Origin of the sequence: Kitasatospora sp. NPDC096147, assembly GCF_044763225.1 — a bacterium.
In the GTDB taxonomy this organism is placed as follows: domain Bacteria; phylum Actinomycetota; class Actinomycetes; order Streptomycetales; family Streptomycetaceae; genus Kitasatospora.
Genome location: NZ_JBIWFX010000002.1, coordinates 695,848 through 711,843, shown reverse-complemented (window position 1 = coordinate 711,843; position 15,996 = coordinate 695,848). Strand labels below are relative to the sequence as shown.

Here is a 15,996-nt window from a genome sequence, read left to right as displayed (position 1 = left end):
GGGCCGGGCTGACGGGAGGTCAGCCGACCAGGGCGATGACCGCGCCGATCTTGGCCTGCCAGAGCAGGCTGGTGTCGCCGTCGATGGCGTGCCGCTTGCCCAGGTCGCGGACCATCTTCTGGGCCTCCTTCAGGGAGCGTGCGGCGTCGTCGGGTTGACGGTCCCCCAGTGCGTCGGCGGCCTCGTCCAGCCGCTCCAGCAGATCCTGCTGCCGGTCCCGGTCCCGGTCGAAGTCGCTCTGCGCCACGCTGGAGCGGAGCAGCGCCAGCGCGGCGGCCGGGCCGGACTTCGCACTCGGCGAGGGCTTGGCGCTCGGGGAGGTCTTGGCCGAGGGGGTGGGCGTCGGGGTCGGGGTCGGAGTGGGGCTCGGGCTCGGGCTCGACGCGAGGGACGGGGCGACCGAGGCGGCCGCGGCCGCCTTCGGGGCCGACGCCTTCGGGGTGCCGTCGTCCGGGCCGCCCATGGTCAGCAGCGCCACCACCGCCGCGCCGGTCAGCGCGACCACCCCGGCGCCGGCGTACAGCAGCGGGTTCCGCCGGCGGGCGGGCCGCTGGTCGGCGTGGTCGGGGGCGTCGTGGAAGTCGTGGGAGTCCTGGGAGTGGTGCGAGCCGTACGGCTGGGCGGCGTAGGGCTGTTGGGCGAAGTGCTGCGGGACCGGGGGCAGGACCGAGGTCGCCCGGGGCGGCGGGGGGAACTGACCGCCCGTCAGGAGGTGGGCCGGGACCGGGGCGATCACCTGGGTGGCCGCGAGCAGTTCGCTGGTGCGGTCGGCCGGTGCGTGCAGCGGGACGGCGGCGAGCAGTTCGGCCCGGGCGGTGGCGGCGTCGGCCGGGCGGTCGGCCGGGTTCTTGGCGAGCAGCCGGAGCACCACCGCGTCCAGCGCCGGGGTCAGCCCGGGGCGGCGGTAGGACGGCGGGGTGGGCTGGGTGCCGACGTGCTGGTAGGCGATGGCCACCGAGTTGTCCCCGCCGAACGGCGGTGCGCCGGTCAGCATCTCGGTGAGCACGCAGCCCACCGAGTAGAGGTCGGAGCGGCCGTCCAGCGGGCTGGCGGTGGCCTGCTCCGGGGAGAGGTAGGAGGCGGTGCCGAGCACCTGGGCGGCCTGGGTGAGCTGGGCGCCGGACGAGCCGGCCCGGGCGATCCCGAAGTCCACCACCTTCACCCCGCCGTCCTGGGTGATCATGATGTTGCCCGGCTTGATGTCCCGGTGCACCAGGCCTGCCGCGTGCGCGACCTCCAGCGCCTCGCAGACCGCCGAGGCGATCCCGACCGCCCGCTCCACCGGGAGCCAGGTGGTGTCGGCGATCAGCCGGCTCAGCGGGTGGCCCTCGACCAGTTCCATCACGATGTACGGCGAGCCCTGGTCCACGCCGGAGTCGAAGACCGTGACGATCCTCGGGTGCACCAGGCGGGCGGCGTGCTGGGCCTCCTGTGCGAAGCGCTCGGCGAACCGGGGGTCGTCGGCCAGGCCGCCGTTCAGCAGCTTCACCGCGACCGGGCGGCCGAGCTGGTGGTCGTACCCCCGGTGGACGGTGGCCATGCCGCCGACGCCGAGGACCTCGCCCAGCTCGTAACGCCCGTTCAGTATCCGGCCGATCACCTCGACCACTCCCTTCCACTCCGCGTGGCCGAGACGGCCCGGTGCTCGCGCACCCGTGCACGATAGCGGTTGGCCCGGTGGGCGATCCGGGTGCCGGTCACCGGACGAGCCGGCCGGTGTCCTCGGTGGCGGGGCCGGCGGCGGGCTGCTCGGGCGCCTCGTCCTGCCCCTCCTCCTTGCCGCCGCCCTTGCCGTTGCCGTTCTCCGGCCTGCCGCTCTCGGTGGGGGACTTGGTGCCGCCCTTCCCCCGGCCCTCGGCAGGCGAGGTGGAGGGCGAGGGCTTGGTCCCGTTCGCCGGGGCCGGATCGGTGGCCGGGTCGGTGGCCGCGGGCGGTGCGTCCGGCCGGGCCGCGCAGTAGCCCGCCACGGCCTGGGCCCCGCCGGCCGCCGCGACCAGCGGGGCGAACCTCGGCTCGGTCAGCGGGGACACGCCCCGCTCGCCCTCCGCCGGCCGCTCGGCCAGGTCGTGGCAGAGCTGTGCCAGCTCGGCCCGGGTGGCGGTGGCCGACCCTCCGCCGCCGCCCTCCGACGGACCGTCAGAAGGCGTGGCGGGGACCGCTCCCGGGGTGGTGCCGCCCGCCTCGGGCGTCGGACCGGGTGAGTGCGGGGTGCCGAAGCCCTGCGGGAGCGACGGGACGGAGCCGGACGGGCCGGCGCTCGGGCCGGACCCCGGGCTCGGGCTGCCGCCGGTCCGGTGCCCGGCGCCGCCCCGGGAGGACGAGGACGGGGACGGGGCCGAGGAGGACGGCGCGAGCGGCTGGGCCTGGATGGCCCGGCCACCGCCACCGAGGCCGCCGGGCAGCCCGGGGAGCCGGGCCAGACCGCCGGTGCCGGCCGCGACCGCGGCCCCGCCGAGCGCGGTGGCCACGCAGGCCACCAGCACGGCCCTGGCGCTGAACGCCCGCACCCGGAGACGTCCGGGCCCGGCCGGGCCGTGCCGGGGAGCGGGGGTGTGCGCGGCGGGCGGTGCCGCGACCGGGGGGCGGGCGGGGCCGGTGACCGGGGCGGGGTGCGCCGCCCGGAAGGCCGCCAGGGCTGCCTGCTCGCCGGGCTGCTCACCGCCGTCGGCTTCGGGGGCAGCCGCGGAGGCGAGCAGCCCGGCCAGCGCCGCACGGCCCGGCGGGGCCGTGCGGTCGGCGAGTCGGTCCGGACCGGCCGCACGGGTGCCCGGGGCTCCGCCGAGCAGGCGCTCGGCGGTGGCTCGGTCGATCCGGCGGGATCGGTTGGTGCTCATCTCATGTCCTTCAGCGTCACGGGCTGCTCGGGCGTCACACCCGGCGGAAAGGATTCCCCGGTTTCGGTCCCGGACTCCGGCTCGGGGCGGGCGGCCCGTCCGAGGCGGCGCGGCTGCCGCCCCTTCCCGGCCTGCGGCGGTACGGCGGCGGGCTGGTGGTGCAGGCCCGCACGCGGCTCCCGGCGCGGTTCGACCGGCTGCCGGTGCGGCTCGACGGCCTTGCGGCGGCGGGCCGGGAAGCCCTCGGCCGGTACCTCGCCCTCCAGTCGCGCGGCCAGCCGGCGCAGGCCCCGGTGGGCCGCCATCCGGACCGTGCCGGCTCGCTTGCCGAGGACGGCGGCGGCCCCGGCCGCGTCCAGACCGACCACCACCCGGAGCAGCACCGCCTCGGCCTGGTCCGGCGGCAGCTCGGCGATCAGGGCCAGCGCATCGGCGGTGGAGACCGCCGACACCGCGCTCCCGGCGGTGTCCTCGGCGGCGGCCAGCTCGGCCAGGTAGGCCTCCGGCAGGTCGGCGATCGGCCGGCGGCGGACCCGGCGCAGGTGGTCCATGGCGCGGTGCCGCGCGATGGTCGCGGCCCAGCCCCGGAAGCCGTCCGCGTCACCCCGGAATCCGCCCAGGTCGCGGGCTATCTGCAGCCAGGTCTCGGAGGCGATGTCCTCCGCGTCCTCCGGGCCGCCACCGACCAGCACCCGCAGGTAGCGCAGCAGACCGGGCTGGACCGTCCGGAAGAGCAGGCGGAACGCCTCCTCGTCACCGCGCTGGGCCGCCAGGACGGCCTCGGCGAGGTCGGGCGGCAGGCCGCCGGGTCGGTGGTGGGAGCTGTGCACCCGCCACATCATGCGCCATCGCGGGCCCGATCCGGACCGGTTCGGCCGCTCCGGTCCCGGGGAGCGGAGGTGACCGGACGGGGTGGTGAGCACGTCGGTGCGGTGAGGAGGAACGGCCCGGCCCGACGGGACCAAGGGCCCGCCGGGCGCCGCCCTTGGCCCACAGCCGGGGGCCGGTCCGCCGACCTAGCGTTGGAGGTGAACGAACCATCACCCCCCACCTGCAAGGACCTGCGATGACGGCTGCCCGGGAACTCTTCGCCGAAGGGCTGCGCTACCACCTGGCGCCGGCCCTGCGGGCGATGGGCCTCACCGACCAGCGGCAGGTCTTCCTCCTCCCGGCGCCGCTGCACTGGGCGCAGGTGGGCGTGCGGGTGGTGGACGCCGACGCGCACGCGCTCCGCTACACGGTCCACCTCTCGCTCGCCGCCAAGCCGACCGCCGAGCGGGACCACCTGCTGCCGGTCGCCCCGCCGGAGCCCTGGGCACCGGACGGCAGCGAGCTCTGGCACGCCCGGATCGGCGAGCTGATGCCGGTCGACGACGAGGTCTGCTGGGAGATCGCCCCCGGACCGCGCTGGCTGGTCGCGGTGGAGGACTCGATCGCCGCCGTCCGCCACTACGGACTGCCCGAGCTGCGCCGCCGACTGGCCGCCGCCACCGCCGGGGCCCCCGGCGCGGGCGAGACCTACCTCTCCCCCGCCGAGCTGGACGAGGTCAACGCGGCCCTGCTGACCGCCGCCGTGGCCCGCATCCAGCGGGCCGAACTGGACGGCAAGACGCTGGTGTTGACGGGTGCCTGGAGCCGCTCCGACCCAGTCGCGTACGAGGTGCTCACCGGTGTGGCCACCGGTTTCCTGGCGGGCGGCGACGAGCGCTTCGTCCAGGTGCGCTGCACCGACACGCTCGGGCGGGAGCTCTGGCTCTTCTGACCCGCACCACCCGGTCCGGCCGACTCGCTGTCCGCCGGGCCGCTCACCAGAGGCGGTCCACCGTGCCCGGGTGGAGCGCGATCCGGCGGTGCGCCCAGACGGCCGACCGGGCCCGTTCGGTGCACAGGTCGGCCAGCACCACCTTGTCGAACCCCGGCCGGTCGGTCGGGAACGGGTCCTCCGGGGTGCCGCCGACCAGGACCGCACCGGGGAGTTCGGCCCAGCCGGCGCCCTGGTAGAACGCGCGGAGCGGCCGGTCGCAGCTGAAGATCCCGAGGTCCGCCCCGCTCTCCCGGACGGCCGCCCGGGCGGCGCCGACCAGCCGGCCGCCGTGGCCCCGGCCTCGCTCGGCCGGGTCGGTGACCACACAGCTCAGGCCCCGGGCCAGGTACCGGCCGCCGTCGTGCCCGATCTCCTTGATGAGCAGGTCCAGCGCGGCCAGCACCCGGGCGCCGTCCACCAGCAGCAGGCTCTCCGGGGCCAGCGCGGGATCATGGCTGAGGCCCGGGTCGGGCGCACCGCTCGGCCAGGCCGACTCCTGCAACTGCCAGACCTGGCTGCGGAGTTCGGCCGGCACCCGGGCCTCGGGGAAGGTCAGCAGCCGCACCGTGGGCCTCCGGGAAAATGGCTGGCGGCCGTACGGCCGGTGAGTGAACACTGCGAAGTATGGTGCAATTCGCGGACTTTGACTCCCGCCACTACCCGACCGTGGACGTCCGGACCGGCTACGGCCAGTGGGTGGCGAACTACGAGGACACCGTCGAGGACCTGATGGACCTCGCGGTGCTGGGGGACCTGACCGTCCCGCACTGGGTGGAGCTGGCCCGGGCGGCCGACCTGGGGTGCGGCACCGGGCGGACCGGCGGCTGGCTGCGGGCGCGCGGGGTGGCGGCCGTGGACGGGGTGGACCTGACCCCCGAGATGCTGGACCGGGCCCGCCTGCGGGGCGCCCACCGGGTGCTGCTGGAGGGGGACTTGGCGGATACCGGACTCCCCGGGGGCGAGTACGACCTGGTCATCTCCTCGCTGGTGGACGAGCACCTGCCCGAGCTCGCGCCGCTCTACCGGGAGGCGTACCGGCTGGCCGCGCCGGGCGGGCTCTGCGTCCTGGTCGGCCTGCACCCGCAGTTCATCATGACCGCCGGCATGCCCACCCACTTCACCACCGCCGAGGGCACCGACCTGGCCATCGACACCCACCTGCACCTGGTCAGCGACCACCTGACCGCCGCACTGGGCGAGGGCTGGCAGCTGGCCGAGATGCGGGAGGCCGTGGTGGACGAGCGGTGGACCGCCCTCAAGCCCAAGTGGGTCAAGCACCTCGGCGTCCCGGTCTCGGCGGCGTACGTGTACCGCAAGCAGGGCTGACCCGACGTCAGAAGCCGGATTCGGGGCTGGTGACGATCCGGGGGCGGCCGTCCGCCCGGGCCTCCAGGGCGGCGGCCAGCCGCAGCGAACGGCTCGGCCCGAGCAGCCGCAGCGCCTCCTCGACGGTGGCCCACTGCCATGCGTCCAGCTCGTCCTCGGGGAGCACCACCGGGGTGTCGGCGGCGACGGTGCCCAGGTCGAAGAGGAAGTGCACGGCCGGGTGGTCGAGTTCGTCGGAGGCGTGCGTCCAGGCCACCGCGAGCAGCGGGCCGGCCTCCCGGACGATGCCGGTCTCCTCCGCCAGCTCCCGGGCGGCGCACCGGGCGCCGTCCTCGCCCCGGTCGATGGTGCCGCCGGGGAACTGCCAGTGCTCGCGGTAGCCGGCCTTCACGATCAGCACCCGCCCGTCGGGGTCGGTGAGCACGCAGCCCGATCCGGTGTAGGAGCGGGGCAGCGAGGCCAACCACTCCTCGCGGGGCAACAGCTTCTCCGGCATGACGCTCCTTCAGGTCGTGGATCAGCTTCGGACCCTACTGCCCGGAGGGCCGTGGGGCGCGGAGAACTGGGCGGAGCGAGAGACGGTGACCTCCGTGCCGGGCGCGGGGCCTCACGTACGGGCGGCTGTCCGTACCCGTCAGACGGGCCGCCCCTTCCGTCTCGCCCAGCTCCCCGCGCCTCTGACCGCCCTCCTGACCGCCCTCCGGAGAGGCACGGAGCGGCGGGTGGACGGGGGTACGGCAGGAGGGCGGTCTCCGGTGGGGTCCGGGGGCCGCCCTCGTGGGGGTGGTTGTGGGGGTCAGTGGGCAGAGTGCTTCTCCGCGCCCCGGTGTCGGTGGCCGGGGAGTTCGGCGTGGTGGGCCGGGCCGGCGGCCATGGCCGGGGTGGCCATCGAACGGCGACCGCCGTGGCTGAAGACGGCGTCGCCGAAGTGCGGGGCGGACGCATCGCCGGTCATCCCGGTGCCGCCGGTCATCGGTGGCCGCATGCCGGGGTCGGCCGCCATGGTCCGGCGCTGGAGCAGCTCCTGGGTGCCGGTGCGGAGCTTGGTCATCATGCCCGTGGATCGCTTGGTCATCATCGACCTCCGTTCGGCGAACGATCGCCCCGCCGGTGTGCGCGGCGATCCGGACGCCAGGCAGTTATGCCCGGATTCTAACCTTCTGACCCATTCTGTCCATCGGTGGTGGTCAGCGGTACTCCTCCTCGTCCAGGTCGACCACCCGGCTCTGCTCCGCCACGTCCGCGTCGTCCGCCTCCTCGTGGCCGAGCGCGCGGCGCTCCCGCAGTTGCTCGTAGCCGTCCGGCGCGTGGTCGGCGGCGTCGCGCTCGGCGTCCACCACCTCCTGGGCGACGGGCGCCGCCTCCGCCTCGAAGTCGTCGTAGTCCTCGGGGAACTCGGGATTCTCGGGGTTCTCGCGCATGGCTCCGTCCCTGCTGGGTTCGACAAGACAGGCCCTAGCAGTATCCGCCCGGCACCACTGCGGCGCGTGCCCTCGGCAGCCCGGCGGCGTGTCCCGGGCACCCGTCGGGCGCCGGTCAGGTGCCGGTCGGGGGCGCCCCGGTGCCGCCCGGGTGGTGGGGGGTCAACCGATCGGATGACCCCCTGGTCGGCCGGGGCGCCGACGGGATCGGGCCGCGACCGGAGAGAGGATCGATACCGAGAGCGGGAGCCGGTGGCTCCCCCGAATCCTGAGTGGAGCAACTGGCATGCAGAAGAAGACTGTTCGGGTCCGCGTCCTGACCGGTGCCGCCGTCCTCGCGGTGGCCGGGGCCGGCACCGTCGGCGTGCTCTCCGCCAACGCCGCGCCGAAGAACGACACCGCCCAGACCGCCCAGGCCAAGCCCGCCGCGGACCTGAAGAAGAACGAGACCTTCACCAGCACCCACCTGACCGTCGAGGCCGCCACCAAGGCCGCCCAGGCCGCGCTGGACGCCGCGAAGAAGGAGAACCAGCGGGTCTCCGTCGCGGTGGTGGACCGCAACGGCAACACCGTGGTCACCCTGCGCGGCGACGGCGCCGGCCCGCAGTCGTACGAGTCGGCCGAGCGCAAGGCGTTCACCGCCGTCTCCTGGAACGCCCCGACCTCGGAGCTGGTCAAGCGGCTGGCCCAGACCCCGAACCTGAAGGACATCCCGGGCACCCTCTTCCTCGGTGGTGGCGCCCCCGTCGCCGACAAGGGCGCCCCGATCGCCGGCATCGGCGTCGCCGGTGCGCCGTCCGGCGACCTGGACGAGAAGTTCGCCCAGGCCGGCGTGGCCGCGCTCGGCAAGTGACCCGGCTGCCGGGCACCTGGCACCCGGCACCGCCACGGACCGGCGGTCACCGGCGGAGACCCCCGCGCGCCGGTGACCGCCTCCCGCGCGGAGGGCCCCGTCGGCGGCCCTGCCTGACGAGTGGTCAGCCTCGGCCGGGGGCGCCGGAGGCCTCGGCCGCGCGGAGCGTACGGGCCGCCAGCTCGCGCAGGTGCGTGACCAGCTCGGCGGGCTCGCGGACCTCGAACTCGCAGCCCAGCGCGGCCAGTCGGATGCCGATCCACTCCAGCGAGTCGGACCGGGTGCGCAGCAGCGTCCGCCCGTCCGCCAGCGCGGTCAGCTCGTCCTCGGCCATGCCGAACCGCTCCCGCATCCGCTCCGGCGGCGCGTCCAGCACGGCCACCGCCTCGAAGCTGCGCGGGCGGGTGTGCAGCCGTTCCCGGACGTACTCGCCCGCGTCCTCCGCGGGCAGCTCCCGCGCCGCGCAGCGGGCTCCGGTGAGCTGAGGGGCGGTCACCCGGTCCACCCGGAAGATCCGCCAGTCGTCCCGCTCGTTGTCGAAGGCGACCAGGTACCAGCGCCGCCCGGTGGCCACCAGCCGGTGCGGCTCGACCAGCCGGCGGGTCTCGGCGCCGTCCCCGGCCCGGTACCCGAAGCGCAGCCGCTCCCGGCCGGAGGCCGCGGCGGCCAGGGTGGTCAGCACCTCGGGATCGACCCGGGGCCCGGCCCCGACCATCGGCACGGTGGCCGCGTTCAGCGAGCCGACCCGGTGCCGCAGCCGGGACGGCAGCACCTGGACCAGCTTGGCCAGGGCCCGCACCGACGCCTCCTCGATGCCCTCCACCGCCTGCCCGGCGGCGGCCCGCAGGCCGACCGCGATCGCCACCGCCTCCTCGTCGTCGAGCAGCAGCGGCGGCATCGCGGCGCCGGCCACCAGCCGGTAGCCGCCGATCGCGCCCTTGGTGGCCTCCACCGGGTACCCGAGCTCGCGCAGGCGCTCGATGTCGCGGCGGATGGTGCGGGGGCTGACCCGGAGCCGGTCGGCCAATTCGCTGCCTGGCCACTCGCGCGGGGTCTGGAGGAGGGAGAGCAGGCTCAGCAGCCTGGCCGGGGTGTCCGTCATGGGATTCAGCATGACGGACCAAGCGGCCAGGATCTGACCTAGATGGCCCCTATCTTCGGACCGTTCCCGAGCGACGCACGGCGTCCTGGCCGAAGGAGTACCCCCATGTCCACCACCCCCGTGACCGCCCCCGACCGGAGGCGCTGGCTCGCGCTGGCGGTGGTGATGACGGCCAGTCTGATGGACCTGGTCGACGTCACCATCGTGAACATCGCGATGCCGAGCATCCAGCAGGACCTGGGAGCGGGCTTCGGCGCGCTCCAGTGGATCACCGCCGGGTACGCGCTGGCCTTCGCGGTCGGCCTGATCACCGGCGGGCGGCTCGGTGACATCCACGGCCGCAAGCGGCTGTTCCTGCTGGGCATCACCGGCTTCACCCTCGCCTCGGCGCTCTGCGGCCTGGCCTGGAGCCCCGAAGTCCTGGTCGGCGCCCGGGTGTTGCAGGGTGCCACGGCGTCCCTGATGGTGCCCCAGGTGCTCTCCATCATCCACGTGTCGTTCTCCGCCGAAGAGCGCGGCAAGGTCTTCGGCCTGTTCGGCGCGATGGTCGGGATGGGCGCGGTGCTCGGCCCGCTGGTGGGTGCGCTGCTGACCCAGTGGGACCTGTTCGGCCTCGGCTGGCGGCCGATCTTCCTGGTCAACCTGCCGATCGGGGTGGCCGCCCTGGTGCTGGGCGCCAAGTACGTCGGTGAGTCCCGGGCCGAGCGCGCGCTCAAGCTGGACCTGGTCGGCATGGTGATCGGCGCCGTCGGCCTGCTGATGCTGCTCTACCCGCTCACCCACGGCCGGGAGGCCGGCTGGCCGCTCTGGGGCTTCGTCTCGATGGGCCTGAGCCTCCCGGTGCTGGCGCTGTTCGTCGCCTACGAGAAGGCCAAGACCCGGCGGGACGGCTCGCCGCTGGTGGAGCTGACGCTGTTCCGGGTGCGGAGCTTCGCGGGCGGGCTGGGCGTGCAGCTCTGCTTCGGACTGGCCACCGGCATCTTCTTCCTGGTCTGGACCCTCTACCTGCAACTCGGCCTCGGCTGGAGCGTGTTGAAGGCCGGCCTGGTCGGCATCCCGTTCTCGCTGGCGGTCTCGGCGGCGGCCGGCACCTCGGTCCAGGTGCTGGTGCCGCGGTTCGGCCGGAAGGTGCTCCAGGCGGGCGCGCTGGTGATGGCGGCCGGGACCCTGCTCTACCTGGCCGAGGCGGACCGGTACGGGCAGTCCGTCGCCTTCTGGCAGATGCTGCCGCCGCTGGTGCTGATGGGCCTCGGGATGGGCCTGATCGTGGCGCCGCTCACCGACCTGGTGCTCTCCGAGGTGCCGCGCGAGCACTCCGGCTCGGCCTCCGGACTCGTCAACACCACCCAGCAGTTGGGCTTCGCGCTCGGCCTCGGGCTCTCCTCGGTGGCGTTCTTCACCGTGGTCGACGCCGCCGATCCGGCCGCCGGGCCGATGGGGCCGGTCTTCGTGGACGCCTTCCAGCACGCCCTCTGGTGGGTGGCCGGCGGCCTGCTGCTGGTCTTCGCCCTGGTCTTCGCCCTCCCTCGCCGCACCGCCCGCCCGGCGGAGGCCACCCCTGACGGCACGTCGGCCCCGGCCGACCGGGAGCCCGCCCTGGTCTGACCGCCCCTCCCCCTGACCGCCCCTCGGGCCGCCCATGCCGCCCGGAGGGCGGTCAGGGGCGCGGGGAGCTGCGCGGGACGGCGAAGTCGGCCCGGGTGCCGGAGTACGGAGCGCTACGTGCCGGTGGTCCTCCGTACCCGGTATGCGGGCGTCACCTCCGCCCCGCGCAGCTCCCCGCGCCCCGGGTCGACCGGCTCCCCACGCCTCGAACCCGTCGTTCCCCCACGCCCCGGGGCCACCGGGTGCACGCCGGCCGACTCGGTCAGGTGACCCCGCACTCCGGCCCGGCCCGCGTGCCGCGCTCGGCGAGGTACTGTCCGAAGGCCGGGGCGGGAGCAGGCCCTGACGGAGACTCAGCGGGAGCTGGGCTCGCCGAGCCAGCCGAGGGCGGCGACCTGGATGCCGGCCTGGAAGCGGCTGCGCGCGTCCACCCTGACCATCAGGTCGGCCATCATCCGGCGGACGGTGCGCAGCGAGACCCCGAGCCGCTGGCCGGCCCGCTCGTCGGTCAGGCCCTCGGCGAGCAGCCGGAGCAGTTCGCGCTCCTGCGCGGTCAGACCGTGCGGGTCGCGCTGCACCGTCTCACCCAAGGCCCGCGCCTGGTCCCAGAGTTGCTCGAAGAGTGCACGCAGCGCGGCGATCACCCCGGGGCTGTGCAGCAGCACCGCGCCCTTGGTCGGGTCCTCCGGGTCGATCGGGACGATGGCGGTGGCGTTGTCCACCAGGATCATCCGCAGCGGCAGGGTCGGGGTGGTGCGCACCGCGCCGCCGAGGCCGTGCAGCCAGCGGGCGTACTGCACGGTGGCCGGGTCGTTGCGCACGCTGTCCTGGTAGATGGTGCGCATCCGGACGCCGCGCTCCAGGGTCTCCTGGTCGAGCGCCCGGCTGGCCTCCATCACCTGCGGCGGCTGCGGGCCGCCGGGGGCGAGTGCCAGCACCTCCGCCGTTGCGTCGGAGGCGAGTTGGACCAGTCGGCCGCGCACCTCGCCGAGGTCGGAGATCAGCTCCACCCCGGTCTGGTTCGCTGGCGTGCGCACACTGGCGTACTCGGCGATCAGCCCGGCCATCGCGGCCCGGCTGCGCTCGATCTCCTGCTGCCGGCGGGCCGCCTCGGCCTCCTGCCGGGCGAGCAGGGTGGCCAGGCCGAGCTCCGGGTTGACCGCGCGCCAGCGGTCGTCCGCGCCGGTGGGTCTGGTGAGCGCCAGATCGGCCAAGTGGTCCAGTGCCGACCGGACTTCGGCCTCGGGGGCCTCCAGCCGGGCGGCGATGCCGTGGGTGTCCAGCTCCGGGTGGAGCAGCATCGTCCGGTACACCGCTTCGCCGAACGGGTCGAGCCCGATCGGCCGGGACTCGGTCAACGTTCCGTCGCCAAGAGGTCGGAACACATCACACCCTCCCCGTGGGACCGAACGTCGGACCGCCGTGTCCGCTACCCGACACTGACAGGCGGTCAGCGTAGCGTTACTTGACGGAACTTAGAACAGTCTTCCGGACAATCGCGGCGATCCGATGGATGAACCGTGAAGGCCCGGGCACCCCTCCGCGCAGGTGGCGGCGGAGGGCGGGCCTCCGCCGCCCGAGCGGCATTTGACCCAGGCTTGACCGCGACATGTTGGTGCCAGGCGGCGAAATGCCACCCGGAACTGCCGGTCGAAGGCCTGCCGGTGCATCAGTCTTGGTGCTGTGTACGCGATTCGTGCCCACCTGGAGACGAGCGGCCCCTCGGCCTGCCCTCCCGGGGCACCCACCGTGCGGGACGGCCTGGAGCGCGGCTTCCGGGGCCCGGCCCGGCTCAGCCACGCGCGCGTGCGGGTGACGCCGCAGGCGGTGGACGCGGTGGCCTTCGTGGTGGCCGGCAGCCTGCTGGACGCCGAGGACGGGCTGCGCGAGGCGTGGCACCAAGTGACCGCCCCCGGCGCCGTACTGAGCGGGTGGCACCTTCTGCACTGCGAGGCGGACTCCCGGCTCGCCCTCGGCCTGCACGAGCTGCCCAGCCTCCCCTGACCTCCTTGCGGGGCATCCCCGCAGGTCAGTGCCACTGCGGGGCACCTGGCACCAACCGGCCCGAGCTGGCCTCAGGGTGTCACGGCACTCTGGTGCCAGCTCGGAGTGCTGACAGGGAGCACCCCGGGCGGCCAATCTCATGGTGTCGGCAAGAACGACGGACCGGAACACCGGGACAGCAGCCCCTCCGGGGGCCCGGTGAGGACCGTCAGCCGCACTCTTCGAGTCCCGGAAGCAGCCCGGGGTTCAAGTCGAATTGCGAGAGGTTGGGCACACCCATGACGCAGAAGGTCCGTTTCCTCACGATTGTCGCCCTGGGTTTCAGCGTTCTGACCGGCACGGCGGCCCTGCAGCTGGCCGACTCCGCCCCGACCTCGGTCGTCGTCTTCGCCGACGGCACCGCCGCCCCCGACGCGGTCACCGGTGGCCAGCCGGCGCCCGTTCCGGCTCCGGCCGGCACCCCGATCCCGATCCCCACCGGCACCCAGGGCACCTGGGGCTGGGGGTGAGCAGCACCCCTCCACTGACCGCACCACCAGCACGGCCGGCACGACCAGCACGACCCGTGTCACGCGTGTCACCCCTGTCACCCGTGCCACCGCACCACCAGCACCGCACGTACCGCACGCACCACCAGCGCTTCCTGCCTGACCGCTCGTCAGTCCACTCGTTCGCCCGACACTTCCTGTCACCGAGGTAGCCGGATGATCACCCTCCTGGACCAACCCCCGTACCGTTCGGTGCCGGCCACCCCCGCCGGGACCACCGACGTGAGCGTCCTGCTCGCCGACGGACACCAGCTGTTCCGTTCGGGGCTCGGCGCCCTGCTCGACCGGGAGCACGGCCTCGCCGTGGTCTCCGAGTCGACCAACGCCGAGGAGGCCGCCGCCGAGGCCGCCCGGACCAGGCCGACCGTCGCGGTCCTCGACCTGGACCTGCCCGGCTCCGGAGGCCCCGCCACGGCCGCCCTGATCCGGGACCGCTCACCGGAGACCGCCGTCCTGCTCATGATCGCGGTGCCGCGGTCCTCCGACCTCCAGCGGGCGGTCGCCGACGGGGTCGCCGGGGTCCTGCTCAAGGACGTGCCGCCCGGCGCGCTGATCTCGGCCGTCCGCGAACTCGCCCGGGGCGGACAGGTCTACGACCCCCGCCTGGTCGCGGAGGTGGTCCGGCCGGCCGCCGTGCCGCTCACCCCCCGCGAGCTCACGGTGCTCGGCCACGTCGCCGAGGGAGCCACCATCTCCGAGGTGGCCGCCGCCCTCTCGCTCTCCCCCGGCACGGTGCGCAACTACGTCTCGTCCGCGATCGCCAAGACCCACGGACGCAACCGCTGCGACGCCATCCGGATCGCCCGCGAGCACGGCTGGCTCTGAGGCCGCCGAGGCCACCGGGCCGGAAACACCCATGGACATGCCGCTGCCCCGCCACTCCACGGCGGGGCATCGGCATGTCCGGGTTCAGAGCGCAAAGACCGACAACGGTACGTCAGTTGCCGCGCGAGGGCGCGACGATGTCACGGAAGCCGTGCGCGGTGCGCGGCACGTCGGCCGGGCGGCTGCCGATCAGGAACTCGCCGACCGAGGACTCGGCCGTCCAGTCCAGGCCGAGCGCCCGGGCCGCCGCGTCGGTGTCGCCGGAGCCGAGGCCGCAGGGGGCCAGGCCCATCGCGGTGGCGACCAGGTAGAGCGTCTGGTAGACCACGCCGACGTGCTTGAGGGTCAGCGCGTAGGCGATCTGGCTGTACTTCCAGGAGAGCCGGCCGAACCGCGAGGTGACGGTGAGCAGCACCTGCGGGTCCACCGTGCAGCCGGTGGCCCGCCAGGCCGCGGTCATCAGCTCCCGGAAGGCCGCCTCGTCGGCGGTGCCCGCGAACGGCCGGGGCCGCAGCCGGTGCGCCGCCGCGTCGTAGCGGTAGACGCCCGGCACCAGACCGTCGCAGCGCACCACCGAGAGGTAGATCTCCAGCTCCCCGGTGGAGCCGCCGGCCGGGTAGGGCCGGTCCACGATGTCGTAGCCGTGCGGATCGGACGGGTCGCCCGGGATCACCCGGCGGACCCGGGCCACCCGGTACAGCAGCTCGCCCAACTGGGCCAGGGTGACCGGGGTTTCGGCGTAGCTGCGGACCGAGCGGCGGCCCTCCAGCACCTCGCTGAGCGCCGGGTCGCGGGCCAGCACCTCGTCCCAGTCCGGCACCGGGAGGTCGATGCCCGTGCCGTCCTCCCGGGCACCGGCGCCGGGGATGGCCGGCAGCTGGGCCACCTCCGGGTGGGCGAACAGGCCGCCGCTCGGGTAGTCGTGCCGCCCCGGGCGGCTGCGGGCGTGGAACAGCAGGTCGTGGAAGTCCCAGAGCGGCGGCTCGCCGGTCGCGCCGTCGTCCAGGAAGCCGGCCCCGGCCAGCAGCCCGGCCAGCGCCTGCCCGGCCGGCTGGCTGATCCCGGCCAGCAGGGCCGCCTCGGCGACCGAGCGGTTCGCGGTCACCGCCGCCACGAAGGCGCCTGCGGCCGGCTGGTGCAGCGTCAGGCGGAAGGGCGCCATCGGGGACTCCAGCACGCAGGCCCCGGCGTGCTCCTCCGGCAGCCGCCGCAGGTAGGCGAAGCGCGACAGCACCACCGTCGAGGGGGCCCGGACCAGGCCCGGCAGTCCGGCCGCCCGGGCGATCGGGACGGCGGTCGCCAGTGGCTCGCCGAGCGGGTCGGCCAGCGTGGTGGAGACCAGGTAGGGGAATCGGCTGAGCAGGTGGTAGAGCCGTCCGCCGTCGGCGAGTTCACCGACGTCGAGGTGGCCCCGGGTGAGGGCGGCGAGCCGCTGGACGGTTTCGGCGCCGAGCGCGTGCACGCGCTGCCGGCCCCACGGGTGGCTGAGTTCCAGGTCGTCACCCTGGGCGGTGACTTCCACCTCGGGACGCAGCCGCAGCAGCGTCCGCGGCGCCCCGCCCTCGGCGGCGAGGTCGGGAGGCAGCTGTTCGGTCACGGTCATGGTTGAACCTCTTTCCGGGTCTGGGCTGGTCGTTCGGGCCCCTCCGGACGACTCCGCCGCGCGGCGGGCGC

The 15,996-nt window shown here is 75.0% G+C and carries 17 protein-coding genes; 7 read left to right on the top strand and 10 right to left on the bottom strand.

Features of this window, described 5'->3' with window-relative positions; translation table 11 throughout:
• Positions 1 to 19: 19 nt before the first annotated feature.
• The 3 genes from ACIRBX_RS08740 to ACIRBX_RS08730 all read right to left on the bottom strand — a co-directional run bounded on the left by ACIRBX_RS08740 (position 20) and on the right by ACIRBX_RS08730 (position 3,664).
• Complete coding sequence (locus ACIRBX_RS08740) at positions 20 to 1,600, bottom strand: protein kinase (RefSeq protein ID WP_402294730.1); 1,581 nt, start codon at positions 1,598 to 1,600, stop codon at positions 20 to 22.
• A gap of 97 nt (positions 1,601 to 1,697) precedes the next feature.
• Positions 1,698 to 2,834: a hypothetical protein gene (locus tag ACIRBX_RS08735; RefSeq protein WP_402294729.1), complete on the bottom strand. Its 1,137-nt coding sequence runs from the start codon at positions 2,832 to 2,834 to the stop codon at positions 1,698 to 1,700.
• Positions 2,831 to 3,664 (bottom strand): RNA polymerase sigma factor, encoded by an 834-nt coding sequence (locus ACIRBX_RS08730; protein ID WP_402294727.1) that lies wholly within the window; start codon positions 3,662 to 3,664, stop codon positions 2,831 to 2,833. The genes ACIRBX_RS08735 and ACIRBX_RS08730 overlap by 4 nt, the downstream gene beginning before the upstream one ends.
• A gap of 236 nt (positions 3,665 to 3,900) precedes the next feature.
• On the opposite strand from ACIRBX_RS08730, the gene ACIRBX_RS08725 reads away from it, so the two are divergent.
• The gene (locus ACIRBX_RS08725; RefSeq protein ID WP_402294726.1) at positions 3,901 to 4,596 is read left to right on the top strand and encodes a hypothetical protein; all 696 of its coding nucleotides are present in this window, start codon (positions 3,901 to 3,903) and stop codon (positions 4,594 to 4,596) included.
• Positions 4,597 to 4,639: 43 nt separating this feature from the next.
• Here ACIRBX_RS08725 and ACIRBX_RS08720 read toward each other — a convergent pair whose 3' ends face one another.
• Positions 4,640 to 5,254 (bottom strand): GNAT family N-acetyltransferase, encoded by a 615-nt coding sequence (locus tag ACIRBX_RS08720; RefSeq protein ID WP_402294724.1) that lies wholly within the window; start codon positions 5,252 to 5,254, stop codon positions 4,640 to 4,642.
• Between the two features lie 8 nt (positions 5,255 to 5,262).
• Here ACIRBX_RS08720 and ACIRBX_RS08715 point away from each other — a divergent pair, with 8 nt between their 5' ends.
• Positions 5,263 to 5,964 (top strand): class I SAM-dependent DNA methyltransferase, encoded by a 702-nt coding sequence (locus ACIRBX_RS08715; protein ID WP_402294723.1) that lies wholly within the window; start codon positions 5,263 to 5,265, stop codon positions 5,962 to 5,964.
• Positions 5,965 to 5,971: 7 nt separating this feature from the next.
• On the opposite strand, the gene ACIRBX_RS08710 is transcribed toward ACIRBX_RS08715, so the two are convergent.
• From ACIRBX_RS08710 to ACIRBX_RS08700, 3 genes are all read right to left on the bottom strand, one after another.
• On the bottom strand, positions 5,972 to 6,460 hold the full coding sequence (locus tag ACIRBX_RS08710) for an NUDIX domain-containing protein (protein WP_402294721.1): 489 nt from the start codon (positions 6,458 to 6,460) through the stop codon (positions 5,972 to 5,974).
• A 300-nt stretch (positions 6,461 to 6,760) separates the two neighbouring features.
• A complete protein-coding gene (locus ACIRBX_RS08705) occupies positions 6,761 to 7,039 on the bottom strand; it encodes a hypothetical protein (RefSeq protein WP_402294719.1) in 279 nt (92 codons plus the stop codon).
• Between the two features lie 112 nt (positions 7,040 to 7,151).
• Positions 7,152 to 7,385, bottom strand: a complete 234-nt coding sequence (locus tag ACIRBX_RS08700; protein WP_402294718.1) for a hypothetical protein — start codon at positions 7,383 to 7,385, stop codon at positions 7,152 to 7,154.
• A gap of 286 nt (positions 7,386 to 7,671) precedes the next feature.
• On the opposite strand from ACIRBX_RS08700, the gene ACIRBX_RS08695 reads away from it, so the two are divergent.
• A complete protein-coding gene (locus tag ACIRBX_RS08695; protein ID WP_402294716.1) occupies positions 7,672 to 8,238 on the top strand; it encodes a heme-binding protein in 567 nt (188 codons plus the stop codon).
• Between the two features lie 124 nt (positions 8,239 to 8,362).
• Here the strand turns inward: ACIRBX_RS08695 and ACIRBX_RS08690 are convergent, their stop codons facing one another.
• Positions 8,363 to 9,340, bottom strand: coding sequence for a helix-turn-helix transcriptional regulator (locus ACIRBX_RS08690; RefSeq protein WP_402294714.1), 978 nt, complete (start codon positions 9,338 to 9,340; stop codon positions 8,363 to 8,365).
• A 105-nt stretch (positions 9,341 to 9,445) separates the two neighbouring features.
• On the opposite strand from ACIRBX_RS08690, the gene ACIRBX_RS08685 reads away from it, so the two are divergent.
• A complete protein-coding gene (locus tag ACIRBX_RS08685) occupies positions 9,446 to 10,945 on the top strand; it encodes an MFS transporter (RefSeq protein WP_402294712.1) in 1,500 nt (499 codons plus the stop codon).
• Positions 10,946 to 11,298: 353 nt separating this feature from the next.
• Here ACIRBX_RS08685 and ACIRBX_RS08680 read toward each other — a convergent pair whose 3' ends face one another.
• Positions 11,299 to 12,303, bottom strand: a complete 1,005-nt coding sequence (locus ACIRBX_RS08680; protein WP_402294710.1) for a LuxR C-terminal-related transcriptional regulator — start codon at positions 12,301 to 12,303, stop codon at positions 11,299 to 11,301.
• A gap of 325 nt (positions 12,304 to 12,628) precedes the next feature.
• Between ACIRBX_RS08680 and ACIRBX_RS08675 the strand changes: the two genes are divergently transcribed.
• The 3 genes from ACIRBX_RS08675 (at position 12,629) to ACIRBX_RS08665 (ending at position 14,322) form a co-directional block, all read left to right on the top strand.
• Positions 12,629 to 12,949 (top strand): hypothetical protein, encoded by a 321-nt coding sequence (locus ACIRBX_RS08675; RefSeq protein ID WP_402294708.1) that lies wholly within the window; start codon positions 12,629 to 12,631, stop codon positions 12,947 to 12,949.
• A 278-nt stretch (positions 12,950 to 13,227) separates the two neighbouring features.
• Positions 13,228 to 13,458 carry a hypothetical protein gene (locus ACIRBX_RS08670; RefSeq protein ID WP_402294706.1) on the top strand — a complete coding sequence of 77 codons (231 nt, stop codon included), beginning with the start codon at positions 13,228 to 13,230 and terminating at the stop codon, positions 13,456 to 13,458.
• Between the two features lie 195 nt (positions 13,459 to 13,653).
• Positions 13,654 to 14,322 (top strand): response regulator, encoded by a 669-nt coding sequence (locus tag ACIRBX_RS08665; protein WP_402294705.1) that lies wholly within the window; start codon positions 13,654 to 13,656, stop codon positions 14,320 to 14,322.
• Between the two features lie 112 nt (positions 14,323 to 14,434).
• Here ACIRBX_RS08665 and ACIRBX_RS08660 read toward each other — a convergent pair whose 3' ends face one another.
• Entirely contained in the window at positions 14,435 to 15,925 is a 1,491-nt protein-coding gene (locus ACIRBX_RS08660) for a SagB family peptide dehydrogenase (protein WP_402294703.1), read from the bottom strand.
• Positions 15,926 to 15,996: the final 71 nt, after the last annotated feature.

Bases quoted from the DNA above. Each gene is read 5' to 3' on its own strand.
- ACIRBX_RS08665 (WP_402294705.1), top strand. From the start codon at position 13,654: ATGATCACCCTCCTGGACCAACCCCCGTACCGTTCGGTGCCGGCCACC.
- ACIRBX_RS08705 (WP_402294719.1), bottom strand. From the start codon at position 7,039: ATGACCAAGCGATCCACGGGCATGATGACCAAGCTCCGCACCGGCACC.
- ACIRBX_RS08695 (WP_402294716.1), top strand. From the start codon at position 7,672: ATGCAGAAGAAGACTGTTCGGGTCCGCGTCCTGACCGGTGCCGCCGTC.
- ACIRBX_RS08735 (WP_402294729.1), bottom strand. From the start codon at position 2,834: ATGAGCACCAACCGATCCCGCCGGATCGACCGAGCCACCGCCGAGCGC.
- ACIRBX_RS08700 (WP_402294718.1), bottom strand. From the start codon at position 7,385: ATGCGCGAGAACCCCGAGAATCCCGAGTTCCCCGAGGACTACGACGAC.
- ACIRBX_RS08660 (WP_402294703.1), bottom strand. From the start codon at position 15,925: ATGACCGTGACCGAACAGCTGCCTCCCGACCTCGCCGCCGAGGGCGGG.
- ACIRBX_RS08690 (WP_402294714.1), bottom strand. From the start codon at position 9,340: ATGACGGACACCCCGGCCAGGCTGCTGAGCCTGCTCTCCCTCCTCCAG.
- ACIRBX_RS08725 (WP_402294726.1), top strand. From the start codon at position 3,901: ATGACGGCTGCCCGGGAACTCTTCGCCGAAGGGCTGCGCTACCACCTG.
- ACIRBX_RS08685 (WP_402294712.1), top strand. From the start codon at position 9,446: ATGTCCACCACCCCCGTGACCGCCCCCGACCGGAGGCGCTGGCTCGCG.
- ACIRBX_RS08710 (WP_402294721.1), bottom strand. From the start codon at position 6,460: ATGCCGGAGAAGCTGTTGCCCCGCGAGGAGTGGTTGGCCTCGCTGCCC.
- ACIRBX_RS08715 (WP_402294723.1), top strand. From the start codon at position 5,263: ATGGTGCAATTCGCGGACTTTGACTCCCGCCACTACCCGACCGTGGAC.
- ACIRBX_RS08670 (WP_402294706.1), top strand. From the start codon at position 13,228: ATGACGCAGAAGGTCCGTTTCCTCACGATTGTCGCCCTGGGTTTCAGC.